Source organism: Maricaulis sp., from assembly GCF_017642925.1.
Lineage (GTDB): Bacteria > Pseudomonadota > Alphaproteobacteria > Caulobacterales > Maricaulaceae > Maricaulis.
In genome coordinates this window covers 235,818-249,680 of sequence record NZ_JAEPOL010000002.1, presented here as the reverse complement: position 1 = coordinate 249,680, position 13,863 = coordinate 235,818, and the positions used below count along the sequence as shown (strand labels likewise).

General features: G+C 66.8%; 10 protein-coding genes. 9 read left to right on the top strand and 1 reads right to left on the bottom strand.

Annotated features, from left to right (window positions below):
• Positions 1–14: 14 nt before the first annotated feature.
• Positions 15–1,175, bottom strand: a complete 1,161-nt coding sequence (locus JJ918_RS02705; protein ID WP_291882897.1) for a P1 family peptidase — start codon at positions 1,173–1,175, stop codon at positions 15–17.
• A gap of 138 nt (positions 1,176–1,313) precedes the next feature.
• On the opposite strand from JJ918_RS02705, the gene JJ918_RS02700 reads away from it, so the two are divergent.
• From JJ918_RS02700 to JJ918_RS02660, 9 genes are all read left to right on the top strand, one after another.
• Entirely contained in the window at positions 1,314–2,804 is a 1,491-nt protein-coding gene (locus JJ918_RS02700; RefSeq protein WP_291882894.1) for a M81 family metallopeptidase, read from the top strand.
• 59 nt (positions 2,805–2,863) lie between these two features.
• On the top strand, positions 2,864–5,041 hold the full coding sequence (locus JJ918_RS02695) for a TonB-dependent receptor (RefSeq protein ID WP_291882891.1): 2,178 nt from the start codon (positions 2,864–2,866) through the stop codon (positions 5,039–5,041).
• A 19-nt stretch (positions 5,042–5,060) separates the two neighbouring features.
• Complete coding sequence (locus tag JJ918_RS02690; protein WP_291882889.1) at positions 5,061–6,338, top strand: TRAP transporter large permease; 1,278 nt, start codon at positions 5,061–5,063, stop codon at positions 6,336–6,338.
• Entirely contained in the window at positions 6,335–7,336 is a 1,002-nt protein-coding gene (locus JJ918_RS02685; RefSeq protein WP_291882886.1) for a TRAP transporter substrate-binding protein, read from the top strand. The genes JJ918_RS02690 and JJ918_RS02685 overlap by 4 nt, the downstream gene beginning before the upstream one ends.
• Positions 7,333–7,860, top strand: a complete 528-nt coding sequence (locus JJ918_RS02680) for a TRAP transporter small permease (protein WP_291882883.1) — start codon at positions 7,333–7,335, stop codon at positions 7,858–7,860. Before JJ918_RS02685 ends, JJ918_RS02680 begins: the two co-directional genes overlap by 4 nt.
• 4 nt (positions 7,861–7,864) lie before the next feature.
• Entirely contained in the window at positions 7,865–8,698 is an 834-nt protein-coding gene (locus JJ918_RS02675; RefSeq protein ID WP_291882880.1) for a M55 family metallopeptidase, read from the top strand.
• Between the two features lie 152 nt (positions 8,699–8,850).
• Positions 8,851–9,609 (top strand): TetR/AcrR family transcriptional regulator, encoded by a 759-nt coding sequence (locus JJ918_RS02670; RefSeq protein WP_291882877.1) that lies wholly within the window; start codon positions 8,851–8,853, stop codon positions 9,607–9,609.
• A 166-nt stretch (positions 9,610–9,775) separates the two neighbouring features.
• A complete protein-coding gene (locus JJ918_RS02665) occupies positions 9,776–11,983 on the top strand; it encodes a TonB-dependent receptor (RefSeq protein ID WP_291882874.1) in 2,208 nt (735 codons plus the stop codon).
• 10 nt (positions 11,984–11,993) lie between these two features.
• Complete coding sequence (locus tag JJ918_RS02660; protein ID WP_291882872.1) at positions 11,994–13,862, top strand: CocE/NonD family hydrolase; 1,869 nt, start codon at positions 11,994–11,996, stop codon at positions 13,860–13,862.
• Position 13,863 lies beyond the last annotated feature (1 nt).

The window sequence follows — 13,863 nt, the reverse complement described above, 5'->3', positions numbered from 1 at the left end:
TCCTTGTGTGTGGATCAGTCTTCGAGTCGGCCGTAGCGGGCGAGAATTTCGCGAACCCGGTCATGCGGCAGACCGTAGACGTGCGAATTGCCCCGCCCGGTCGTGTCGCTGCCGGCGACGAGCGCGTTGAGAATGGCTTCTTCGGTGGCCTGCACGACACCGTCGAACAGCGGGTCGAGCGCTTCGCCGGGAATGCTCTGATAGTCGAGCGGCGCGCCCGCGCCGAGCGTCACCGGATTGGCGGTGGTGAAGGCGAGGAAGATGTCGCCCGAGCTGGAATCGCCCTGTCCGCCGGTGCGGCCCATGCCGATCGTGGCGCGGCGCGCCAGGCGGCGCAGCTGGTCGGGCAGCAGCGGTGCATCGGTGGCGATCACGATGATGATCGAACCGTCGCCCTCGCCGGCCGCATCGGCCTGGCTGGCGCGACGCGGCATCAGGTCGTCGATCTCCTGGCCGGCCGGCGTGCCGGCGATGCGCAACTGGTCGCGCCCGCCATGATTGGCCTGGACGAGCACGCCGACGGTAAAGGCGATGTCCTCGCCGTAGTGCACGACGCGCGACGACGTGCCGATCCCGCATTTGAAGTAGTAGCAGACCATGCCGGTCCCGCCGCCGACCGCGCCTTCCGCGACCGGTCCCGGCCGGGCGGCATCCAGTGCCGCGACGACATGCTCGGGGGTCAGGGCCATGCTCCAGACATCGCTCAGCCCGCCGTCATAGGTTTCCGCCACGACCGGCAGCACGCGGCTGAAGCGCACGGTGGGATCGTCGAAATTCTGCGCGGTCCAGTCCAGGATGCCGTCGCGGGCGGCGCCGACACCCAGTGTGCCGGTGATCGCGACCGGACCGAAAAAGGCGCCGAACTCGTTGATCAGGTGCGCGCCGGTCATCTCGCCGGTGCCGTTGAAGGAAAAGATGCCGGCGGGGACGCCGTCGGTCGCCGTGCGGCCGCGCGGGAAGATCGCTGTCACCCCGGTATGGGTGTCGCCCTCGTTCAGGCTGAACTGGCCGACCTCGACGCCTGCCACATCGGTGATGGCATTGAGCGGTCCGGTCTCGCCTTCCAGCGGAATGCCAATGTCGCGGGCCCGGGGCGCGTCCTGGGCGCAGGCCGCCGAGGTGATGACAAGGCCGCCGGCCAAGGCGATGGATATCAGGGAGTGACTGGTCTTCATGGTCTCATGGTCTCCGGCATGGACAACGGGGTCGGTTCCTTTCGCTGTCCCGGTCCGGGGACAGCAGGGGCTGTATGACCGGAACAGTGAAAAAAAATGAAATTGACGTCAACCTCATAAAATTGTCAGGATTGCGGCATGAGAGCTTACGTCGCCGCTCTGCGGACGGAAACGAACAGTTTTGTCGCGCGCGCTACGACGCTCGCGGACTTCCGGGCCGGTGCCTATTCGGCAGCGGGCGAGGGGCCGGTGTGCGCCCTGACCCATCCTGGTTGTAGCGCCATGATTGAGTCGGCACGGGCAGCCGGGATGGAGGTGTACCGCGGACCCGTGGCCTATGCCGTGCCCGGCGGGCCTGTCACGGCCGGGGCCTATACCGCTCTGAAGCGGGACATCCTCGATGCCCTGAGTGCGAGCCTGCCGGTCGACCTTGTCCTGCTCGACCTGCACGGCGCGATGGCGGCGCATGGCGTGCCGGACTGCGAAGGCGATCTCCTCGCCGCGATCCGCGAGGTCGCGGGCCGGGCCACCGTCGTGGCCGGCCTACTGGACCTGCACGCCACGCTTAGCCCCGCTATGCTGAACGCGGCGGATCTGCTGCATGCTTACAAGGAGTATCCCCATACCGATGTGGCCGAGCGCGGCCGGGAGCTGTTCATGCTCGCTCATGCGCTGGTGAAGGGGCAAACGCGACCCGTGGCGGCGGTGGTGGCCTGCCGGGCCCTGGGCGGCTTTCCGACGACGCGCGATCCGATGCGTGCCTTCGTCCGCGCCATGCGCGAGGCCGAAACCGGCGCGGGCGGTGTGCTCTCGGTGTCGCTGATCCACGGATTCCCCTGGAGCGACAGTGCCGACAATGGCGCCAAACTCCTGGTCTATGCGGATGGCGATCGGGAGCTGGCCGGCCGGACGGCCCTGACCCTGGCCGAACACTTCGCCGCCATCGCGGAAGAGGCGGCGGAACGGCCGCTATCCATCGCCGAAGGGCTGGCGCGCATCGCCGATCATGCCGGCGAGCGGATCGTGCTGGCCGACGCGTCAGACAATCCGGGCGGGGGCGCCGATGGCGACGCCACTCATCTCGTCGCGGTCCTGCGCGATGCCGGATACAGGGGTATCGGCGTGGCCCTGTTCAACGATCCGGTCTCGCTGGACGCGTGTCTGAAGGCCGGGACCGGCGCGCGCCTGACGCTCGATATTGGCGGCCGGATGTCCCGGCTCTCCGGCGATCCGATCCGGGTCGACGGGGTGGTGGCCGGACTGGCCGAACGGGTCGAGCGGGGTCCGGCGGACGCGGCGGCGGGGCCGCCGGTCGGGCCGGTGGCCCGGTTCAGGACCGGGTTTGCCGATTTCATCCTGTGCGGCAGCCGGCGCGAGGCGCTGTGGCCGGGCCTGTTTACCGCGACCGGTGCGGACCCGTCGGACTACGCGATTATCGTCCTGAAATCCTCGACCCATTTCCGCGCCTCCTTCGCACCGCTGGCTGACCGGATCTTGTCGGTCGGCACGCCTACCGCGATGAATCCGGACTTGGCGAGCCTGCCCTATCAACACCTTCAGCGGCCGGTCTGGCCGGTCGACGATGTTTTGCCGGTCGCAAGTTTGTTGACAGATTTGCAAAATAAGTGAAACTGATCTCATATTTCGTTTAAGCGGGTTTCGCAGCAGGTTTTCTTGGGGGATTGACCATGAGCCGTACGATTTGGAAACAGGAACTGATCTCGACCGCCGCGGGCGCGGTTCTCGCTGCCGGGCTGTCGGCAGCGGCCGCTCAGGCCCAGTCCGATGAGAGCGTATCGGCCGACGTGATCGTCGTCACCGCGCAGCGGCGCGAGCAGTCGATCCTCGACGTGTCCGCCTCGGTCAGCGCGCTCGGCGCGGCGGAACTGGAGGAGCGGGGCGTGGAGCGTCTCGACGACATCGCCTCGGTCTTCCCGAACGTCTACATCAATACGGGCAACGGCCTGCGTTCGACGATCATCACGGTGCGCGGCATCTCCTCCAATCCGAACAATCCGGGCGTGGAACAGTCGGTCGGCGTGTTCGTCGACGGCGTCTATCAGGCCCGTCCGACGACCATCAATACCAATCTCTACGACCTGGAACGGGTCGAGATGATCCGCGGTCCGCAGGGCGCGCTGTACGGCAAGAACACCATTGCCGGCGCGCTCAACATGATCACCCAGGGCCCCGGCGACGAGCCGAGTTTCGAGGGCATCATCTCCGCCGGCAACTACAGCGCACTGAGCCTCTACGCCGCCGGCGACGTGATCTTCACGCCGAATGCGCGGGCGCGGATCTCGGTGTCCTCGCAGACGCGGGCGGGCTATACCGACAATACCTTCACCGGCACCGAGCTGGACGACCAGGACGAGCTCGGCGCACGCCTGACCTTCGTGGCGGATCCGTCCGAGACGCTGCAGCTGACCTTCCGCGCCGACATGGCGTCGAACGACACCAATGGCGGTGCGTCGGAAATCCTCGACAATGGCGTGCTGGCCGGCAGCCCGCTGGCCGACGCCGATCCGGAAGACCGGCGGGTGGCGCAGGACTTCGGCTCGGAACAGACGCGCGATGTCTGGGGCGTTTCGCTGCAGGCCGACTGGGACTTCGACAGCGGCGTGCTGACCTCGCTCACGGCCTTCCGCACTTTCGAGTGGTACAACTCGAACGACAATGATTTCAGCATCCTCAACCAGCTGCGCTCGGGCATCAGCGAGGATCACGAACAGTTCTCCCAGGAAATCCGCTTCACCTCGGATACCGGCGGCGTGTTCGACTACATCGTCGGCGGTTTCTTCAGCCACGAGACCTTCGACACGATCTCCAACGCGGTGATCGGTCCGGATCTGGGCATCTATCCCACCGAGGTCAGCGCCGACATCTTCGGCAATCTGGAGACCACCAGCTATGCCGTGTTCGGACAGGGCACGTACCACTTTTCCGATGCGGTCAGCGTGACCGGCGCGCTGCGTTACTCCGGGGACGAGAAGGAAGTCACACACAGTCAGATCGGCGATCCTTACCAGCTTCTCGCCCCGACCCAGCCCGAGCGCAGCTTCTCGCGCTCCGACGCTGAGGTGACCCCGTCGATCACGTTGAACTGGGAGCCCAATGCAACCTGGCTGGTCTATGCATCCTACAGCCGGGGCTACAAATCGGGCGGCTACAACGTCTTCTCGATCATGCCGAACGACAATGCCGAGTACGACCCCGAATTCGTCAACAGCTACGAGGCGGGTGTGAAGACCACGCTGGCCGGTGGCGCGGTCTATCTGGCCGGCTCGGTGTTCTGGCTCGACTATTCCGACCTGCAGGTGAACCAGCTGATCAATGTGGGCGGCGTGCCGACCTTCACCACCTCCAATGCCGCGACTGCCGAAGCGTCGGGCATCGAGCTGGAAGGCCTCTGGCAGGTCAACGGCGCGCTGTCATTCTCCGGCTCCTACAGCTTCCTGGATGCGAGCTTCGAGGACTTCACCAACGCCACCTCGGCCGGCGCCGACTATTCCGGCAACGACCTGCCCCAGGCCCCCGATCACACGCTGTCCCTCGCCGCCGACTTCAACGCGCCGGTGGCCGAAGGGATGGAATTCATCGCTCATGCGGACCTGAGCTATCGCAGCTCGCTCTTCTTCGGCCCGGAGAACAATCCGGACTACAGCCAGGACGATGTGACGCTGATCAATGCCCGCGCCGGCTTCACCTTCCAGGACGATCGGTGGAGCGTGATGCTGTGGGGCCGCAATATCGGCGACGAGACCTATGCCGTGCGCCGCAGCGCTGGCGTGATTATCCCCGGGCAGCAGATCCAGGCGCTCGGCGCCCCGCAGACCTGGGGTGTCGAACTGCGCGGCCGCTTCTAGACCCGGGAGCCCAAGCCCCGTGCTCAAACCCCTCGCCATTCTGGCGCCCCTGGCCGCGATCGCCGCGGGCGCCGGCCTGGCCTGGGCGCTCGGCGCGGCCGGGATACTGGCTTTCCCCGCGCTGGGGCAGGAGGCCTTTCTCGCCGCCCTGCCCCGGCGTGCCTTTTCCCAGCTCGACGTGTTCGCGCTGATGGCGATGCCGCTCTTCGTGCTGGTGGGCGAGCTGATGAATCGCGGCGGGGTCACCCGGGCGCTGATCGACTTCTCCGCCCTTCTGGTCGGCCGTGCCCGCGGCGGGCTGGGGCATGTGAACATCGCCACCTCGCTCTTCTTCGCCGGCGTGTCCGGATCGGCTATGGCGGACGCCGCCGCGCTGTCGACGACGCTGGTCCCGGCCATGCGCGAGCGCGGATATACGGCTGACTATGCTGGCGCGATCACGGCGGCCTCGTCCATGATCGGGCCGATCATCCCGCCCAGCATCATCCTGATCTTCTACGGCGCCATCATGGGCGTCGACGTGGCGGCCCTGTTTGCCGCGGCGATCGTGCCCGGCCTGGTGCTCGCTGCCGGCTTGTTTGCCGCAAATGCCGTCTTCGCGCGGCTGGGCGATCATCCGGCCGCCGAGCGGCGCCCGCCGGCCGTCGCAACCACCGTGCAGGCGGCCCCGTCGCTGCTGATGCCGGTGGTGATCCTAGCGGGCATCGTCTTCGGCCTGGTCACGCCGACCGAGGCCGGGGCGCTGGCCGTGCTCGCCGCGCTGGCCGCGGCGGCGGTCTACCGCACGCTGGACTGGCCCATGCTGCGCGACTCCATCGGCGGGGCCACACGGCTGACCGGCGCGATCTTCTCGCTCCTCGTCGCCGGGGCCGCCGCGAATTTCCTCGCCTCCCTGATGGGGGTGCCGGAACTGGTGCGCGCCTGGACCGAGGGGCTGGGTGTCGGGCTCGACACTTTCCTGCTGATCCTGGTCGGCGTCTTCCTGGTCAGCGGCATGATACTGGACACCCAGATCGCCCTGGTGCTGATCGCGCCCATTCTGGCGCCGGCCGCCTATGTGCTCGGCGCCGATCCGGTGCATCTGGGCGTGATGATCTGTCTGGCCATCACGATGGGCCTCATCACCCCGCCCCTGGGCGGTGCTGTGCTGATCGTGTCCTCGGTGACCGGGGCATCCTACTGGCGGCTGATGCGGGCGATCGCGCCCTTCATCCTGCTGGAGATCGTGATCCTGCTCTTCCTGACCTTCACGCCGGACCTCACCCTGGCGCTGCCGCGCGCACTGGGGCTGGCATGAGCCGGGGCCGGACACGCCGGGCGGTGCTGGCCGCCGGCGGGGCGCTGGCCGTGACGGCCTGCGGTGCCCCCGGACACCGGCGCGACGTGCTGGCAGCGCTGGCCGGCGCCGCCAACTCGCCCGTCAACGGCGTGTGGATCTGGATGGACGCCTTCGCACGGACGCTAGACGCGGCCGGGCTGAGCGTGGAAATCTCGGCCAATTCCGCGCTGGGCAGCGAACCGGACCGCACCGAGATGACGGGGCTGGGCCTGCTGCATGCCAATGACGCCGGCATCACCGAGCTGGTCGCCTATTCGGACGCGTATCGCGCGCCGGGCCTGCCCTTCCTGTTGGACGATATCGGTCATTTCGAACGTTTCATCGCCGCGCCCGCCTTCCGCACCTGGCTGGCGAGCGAGCTCGATCCGGCGGGACTGGTCTTTGCCGACGCCGCCCTGCTGGGCGGGATGAGCGGCCTGTTCACGGCGCGCACCCCGATCCACGAGATCGCCGATGTGGAACGCCTGCGCCTGCGGGCGATGGGGCGGCTCGACCTGCTGATGATAGAGGCTCTGGGCGCGTCGGGCGTCCAGGTGGCCTGGGAGGAGGTGCCCCAGGCGCTGCAGACCGGCATCGCCCAGGGCTATTTCAACCCGCCGCTGGCGCCGGTCCTGTTCGGACACGGCTCGCAGATCGGCTATTTCCTCGACCTCAATATGAGCGCCGCCCACCGGGCCGTGATGCTGTCGGCGCGCTGGCTGGAGACGTTGACGCCGGAACGCCGCGCCGCCGTCGACCGGGCGGTGGCGGCTGGGCATCGGGCCAATCGCGACTGGGCCCTGAATGGCCGGGAGCGGGAAATGGCGGCGCTGGCGGAGATCGATATCGAGGTGATCGAACCGGACCCGGCCCTGCGCCGCATCTTCGCCGAGCGTGTGCGCGCCGCCTATCCGCGCATGGCGCCGCCGGAGGCGGTCGAGCGCTTTGTCGAGCTGGCGCGGGAGACGCGGGCATGAGCGGCACCCCACACCGGATCGCGGCCGGGCTGGACCGGCTGGCCGGCGGGCTGAACCGCGTCGTCTGGGCCGGTGCGGCCGGATTTCTCGTCTTGATGCTGGGGCTGGTCTTCATCCAGATCGTCGGCCGTTACGGGTTCAGCGATGCGCCGTCCTGGACCGAGGAGGGCGCGCGCTATGCGATGGTGTGGAGCGGGCTTCTGGGCGGCGTGGTGGCGTTCCACCAGGATGCCGACCCGGTGCTGGTCCAGGTCACCGATCGGCATCCCCTGTGGCTGCGCCGCCTGCGGGCCTGGTCGGGCAGCGCCTGCATTGCGGTTTTCCTCGGCGTGCTGCTGGTAAATTCTCTCGGCTTCGTGGCGCGGGCTTCGGCCCGTCATACTGAGTCGCTGGACTGGAATCTCGGCATCGTCGTGGCGATCCTGCCGCTCTATGCCGGCCTGGTCATGATCCAGGCGGTGCTGAAACTGGCCATTTTCGAACTGCGCGCCGCCGGTGGCGGCGCAGTCGCGGACGAGGGGTAGCGCCATGCGAATCTATATCTGCGCGGATATCGAAGGGGTGGCTGGCGTGGTCGATATCGACCAGCTCCAGCCGTCCGGATCGGGACATGACGAAGCGCGGCGCCTGATGACCGGCGAAGTGCTGGCCGCGATCGAGGGCGCACGGGCCGCCGGGGCCGGCGAGATCGTGGTCGCCGACAGTCACGGCAATGGCCGCAACCTGCTGATTTCGGATTTCCCCGACGCGGTCGAACTGGTCCAGGGCTGGCCGCGCCCGCTGGTGATGATGCAGGGCATCGAGCAGGGCCGGTTCGACGGCATGCTCTTCATCGGGCATCACGCCGGCGCCGGATCGTCTGACGGCGTGCTGGCCCACACGATGAGCGGGCGTCTGATCGCGGATGTGACGGTGAACGGCGAAAGCTGGTCGGAAACCGATCTCAATGCCGCCATCGCCGCGCATTTCGGCGTGCCTGTCCTGCTGGCCACCGGCGACAATGCCTATACCGGCCATGTACAGCGTATCCTGCCGGGCGCCGCCACGGTAACCACAAAGGCGGCCTTCGGTGCGAGTTCCGCCCGGTCGCTGACCCCGGCGGCCGGCCGCGCGAAAATCCGGGCCGCCGCCGAAGAGGCCGTGCGGGCCCTGCCGTCGGCGGAGGTCTCGGCCCTATCGCAGGCGCCGCTGGAGGTAGAGCTGACGCTGAAACGGCGCCAGGCCGCCGAACTTCTGGCCTATCTGCCGATCGTCGAGCGGGTGGCAGCGCATACGGTGCGTTTCCGGGCGGGCGACGTGCTGCAGCTCAATGCGATGCTGTATTTCGTGGCGGCCTACGATCCCAAAGGCGCGCTGTTCTGACCGGCCGGCGAGGTGGCGGCGCATGTGCCGTTTGTCATGACGTGCCGAAAGCGGTTATGAAGCGAACCTCATATCTGTCCGGATACCTGTTCCGGCCACGACAACCGCGCCGCGCGGCATGACGAGCAGTCGGGGCGAACAAGCGGGAAGTGATGGAAGCCACAGTCGAAAGCTACAAGGCGCAGCTCGCGCGGCGCCTGAAGAACGATCCGCCCAAGCGCAAGGGCGAACGCACCCGCGAACGCTTCAAGCTTGCCACGGCGCGCGTGCTGGAGCGGACCGGATATCATGCGATGCGGGTCAGCGACATTACCAAGGCGGCCAAGTCGTCCGACGGTTCCTTCTACATGTACTTCAAGGACAAGAAGGATGTGGCGCTGACCGTGCTGCGCGAATTCCTCGAAGGTATGCAACTCGTCGGCACCAATCAGGCCGGCCGCGGTCACGGGCCCTTCGACTCGATCCACTACGCCAATGCCAGCTGGATTGAGACCGTGCGGGCCAATGCCGGCCTGATGCGCAGCGTCTTCCAGATGAGTGACGAGGACGGGGATTTCAGCCGTCTGGTCCATTCCACCAACCGCGCCTGGTACGAGCGCGTCGCGCGCAGCGTGGTGAAGAATCATCCCGACGGTTCGGTTGATCCAAGCGCAGCGCTGTTCGCAGTCTGGGCTCTGGGCTCGATGATGGACGAGATCATGCGCCGGGTCGTGGTCTATCCGGATACGGATTTCGTCGATTTCCTGGAAAAGGCGGCACCCGAGGCCGACGATCTGGCGAAGGCGCTCTCGGTCATCTGGTTCAGGGTCCTCTACCCTGGCCTCGACCTGCCGAGCGGCTTGGAAGGTCTGGCCAAGTCCTTGACTGCGCTCGAGTTCAAGCCGCGAGAGACGACACGCGGCCAAGCGTAAACTCTTCCCTGATACGTGTCTTTCTGCCCTGCGCATCGTTGCGCCGGGGCCGCATCTTCATGCCCGAAATCGCGGCTTGGAAATCCCCCATTGACAGCAGGGAAAACTGCTCCCCAAAATACGAAACTGAGGACAGTTTCATAAAATGCTTGGAGGAGGGCAGGGGATGAATTGTCATAAAACGGGACTCGCGGGTGCGAGCGTTCTGGCCCTGACCGCGGCGGCGGGGACCGTCCTGGCGCAGGACACCGATGCCGCGGCCGGCACGCAGGTGCGCGGCGGCATCGAGACGATCGTCGTCACCGCCCGCAAGCGCGAGGAGTCGATCCAGGAAACGCCGATCTCGGTGACGGCCTTCACCGAGGGCATGATCGAACGGGCCGGCATCACCGACATCGCCGACGTCGCGATCCGCACGCCCGGCCTGGCCTACGGCAATTACGGCGACGAAAAGCTCTCGCCCACCTCCTTGCGCGGCGTGATCGGCGGTTCCGGTTCGGCCGGTGCCGACGGTGCTGTCGGCTTCTATCTCGACGAGGTCTTCCTCGGTCAGGGGGTAGGGGCCACGATCGACCTGTTCGACATGGAACGGATCGAGGTCCTGCGCGGTCCGCAGGGCACGCTGTTCGGCCGCAACACGATCGGCGGGCTCATCCACTACACCACGGCCCGTCCGACCGACGAGTTCGAGGCTTATCTGGAAGCGGAGATCGGCGATTACGATCACCGCCGCATCGGCGGCGGGGTCAGCGGTCCGCTGATCGGCGACCGTGTGTCCGGCCGGCTCGCCTTCGTGCGTAACCAGCGCGGCGGCACGTCCTACAATGTCGTGCTCGACGAGGAGGTGAACACCGAGGATTCCTGGTCGGCCCGCGGCCAGCTCCTGTTTGATATCGGCGACCAGACCGAGTGGCGGCTGAGCGCCGACTATCGCGAGGTGGACCAGGATTCGCTGGTCTTTGAGACGCTGAACTACAACGACGCCACCACCTTCGCGACGGTGCTGGATCTGTACGGCCTGCCGCGTAACGCTGATCCGTTCGACCGTAATGTCTATGCCGACGACATCACCTATGAGCGGTCCGAAGCCTGGGGCGTGGCCTCCCATTTCATGACCATGATCGGCGATGTGGAGCTGGTGAACATCACCGCCTACCGCACGCACGACTATGCCAACCGCACCGACACCGACCGGTCGGCGCTGGAATGGGCCTATGACGGGGATCCCGAAGAGGTCTCGCGCTTCTCCAACGAGCTGCGCCTGTCCTGGTCGAGCGGTGATTTCGACTGGGTCGGTGGCCTCTACTATTACCAGCAGGAGACTAACAATCTCAGCTTCATCGAGCTGGGCGGCGATCTGATGACCCTGCTCGGGGCGCCGTCGCTAGCCGGTATCCAGGCGGGCTCGGATGCGGCCATGGACACGACCAGCATTGCCGTCTTCGGCGCGGGCACGTGGAACGTTTCCGACCGGCTCGATTTCACCCTGGGCGGTCGCTACACGACCGAGGAAAAGTCGATCAACTATTCCCAGTCCGATCCGGTCGGCCTGCTGGGCGGCGACTTCGCCGTCTCCGCCGAGGACGACTGGGCCGAGTTCACGCCCAGTGCCAATGTGCGCTTCCGCTTCACGCCCGACGTCATGGGCTATGCCACGGTCAGCCGCGGCTTCAAGAGCGGCGGTTTCAACGATGCGCTGGGCGACGCCAACGGCATCTCTTTCGACCCGGAAACCCTGTGGAACTACGAGGCGGGCCTGAAGACGACGTTGTTCAACGGACTGATGCAGGCCAATGTCACGGCCTTCTATATGGACTGGAGTGATATCCAGGTCGCAGGCGACAATCCAGCGACGCCCGTTTACGATCCGATCATCGTCAATGCTGGCGCGGCGCATAGCCAGGGGCTGGAACTGGAAATCCTTGCCCAGCCGACCGACAATCTGACGCTTGGCTTCAACGCCGCGCTGCTGGAGGCCGAGTTCGACGAGGGCACGCTTCCCAACGGTGCACCGCTTGCCGACATCCCTCGGGCGCCGGACTATACGGCCAATCTGAATGCTGAATACCGGACGCCCCTGACGCCGGGCACCGACTGGTTCGTGGGTGGCGAGGTGCTGATGCGTGGAGAGAGCTATCTCACCGTCGACAACCAGGAGGACGGCCATGTCGACGCCTACGCTCTGGTGAACCTCAATATCGGTCTGGAATCGTCGGATGGCCGCTGGCGGATCAATCTGTGGGGTCGCAATATCTTCGACGAGACGGTGAAGGAACGCCTGTTTGATCTGTCCAGTCAGGATGTGGTCGGTCAGAAATTCATCGTGCTCAACGACCCGGCCACCGTCGGCGTCAGCCTGAACCTGCGCTACTAGGGGATAAGCCATGCCGATCCACGCCCGCACCCGCCGCGCGTCCGTCCTTCTGGCCGGCACCGCTCTCGTCCTCCTGCTTACGGCCTGTTCCCCGGGCACGGAGCCGGCAGGCGAGGGCGCTGAAGACGCGGCGCAACCGGCCGCCGAGGCCGAGGTCCGGCGCTCCGACCGGTCCTATTATGTCGAGATGGCGGATGGCGTCCGCGTGGCGATGAGCCTCTATTATCCCGGCGGGGTCGAGCCCGAGACCCCGCGTCCGACAATCCTGGTGCAGACCCGCTACGGGCGCGAGGGCATGATCCGCAGCTTCGAACGCTTCGTGGAGGCTGGCTACGTGCTGGCGTCGGTCGACACGCGCGGCTCGACCTCCTCCTTCGGCCCCCGGCGGGTGGATATCGGGCCGGCGGAAATCGAGGATATGGACGTGTTGATCGGCCATATCGCCGCCCAGCCCTGGTCGGACGGGAATGTCTTTGCGCAGGGCACGTCCTACATGGCGGACACGGCCGACATCGCCACCAGCCGGCCAGCGCCGGCGCTGAAGGGGGCGATCATCCGCGAGGTGGACTTCGACGTCTTCCTGCAGCTCTTCTTCCCCGGCGGCGTAGCCAATGAGTGGTTCCTGCAGAACTGGGGTGGGGCGACCAAGACCGCCGACGAGGGCCGTTCGCCGCGGCCAGGCGAGGACTATGACTGCCTGGCCCGGGCCGAGGACTGCGCGCCGCTATGGCCGATCCTGGCACCGGTAGACGGGGATGACGACTATGCCCTGTTGCGGGAGGCGCTGGCCGGGCGCGAGCGCTGGGCGCCGGACGATTACGCCCAGATGGAATTCCACGACGATGCCGGGCTCAACGGTTATGTCTTCTTCCAGTCGGCACCGGCCGCCCATCTGGACGGCATCCGCCGCGAGGCGACGCCGGCCCAGGTCTGGGGCAGCTGGGTCGATGGCGGCACCGCTGAGGCTGCGCTGGCGCGCTGGCGTTCGGCACCGGACGTGCCGATGGAGATCTGGCTGACGGGGAATGACCACTCCAACCGCGTGCTGGCCGATCCCTTCCTGCCGGATATCGAGGCCCCCCGTCCCGCGCCGGACGACCAGTTCGCTGTGATGGACGGCTTTTACAATCGTATCATGGAGCGCGGATACGATGACCGCATCATCCACTACTATGTGATGGGCGCGGGCGAATACCGCGAGACGGCGGACTGGCCGCCGGAAGGCGTCGCCGATACGGACTTTTTCCTCGCCGCCGGCAACACGCTCAGCACCGCCCGGCCGGGCGTGGCGGGTGTCGATGTCTACGAGGTCGACTTCACGGCGCAGACAGGCGACCGCACCCGCTGGTCCACCCAGTTCGGCACCGCGCCGGCCTATCCGGACCGGCGTGAAGAGGACGGCAAGCTGATCGCTTTCGATACCGCGGCCTTCGAGGCGGACATGGAGGTCGCCGGCACGCCGGTGATCGAGCTGCATGTCGCCACCGCGACCGACGATCCCGTCTTCCACGTCTATCTCGAAGATGTCGCGCCGGACGGCCGCGTGACCTATCTTACCGAGGGCCAGTTCCGCGCCATCCACCGGGCACCGGCGGATCCGCAGACCCTGCCCTACGACATGGGCCCGGCGCCGCACAGCTATCGTCGCGAGGACGCCTTGCCGGTCGTGCCGGGCGAGCAGATGGCGGTGGAGTTCGCGCTCTTCCCCGTCGCGGCCCGGATCGAGGCCGGCCACCGGCTGCGCGTGGCCATCGCCGGGACCGACGCCTCCTATTTCCGGCGCTATTCCAACGGCGAAGACGAGGTGTTCGAGATCGCGCGCGGGGGCGAGGCTGCCAGCCGTATCTCCGTACCGATGCGGCCCTGGTCGGACGAGTAGG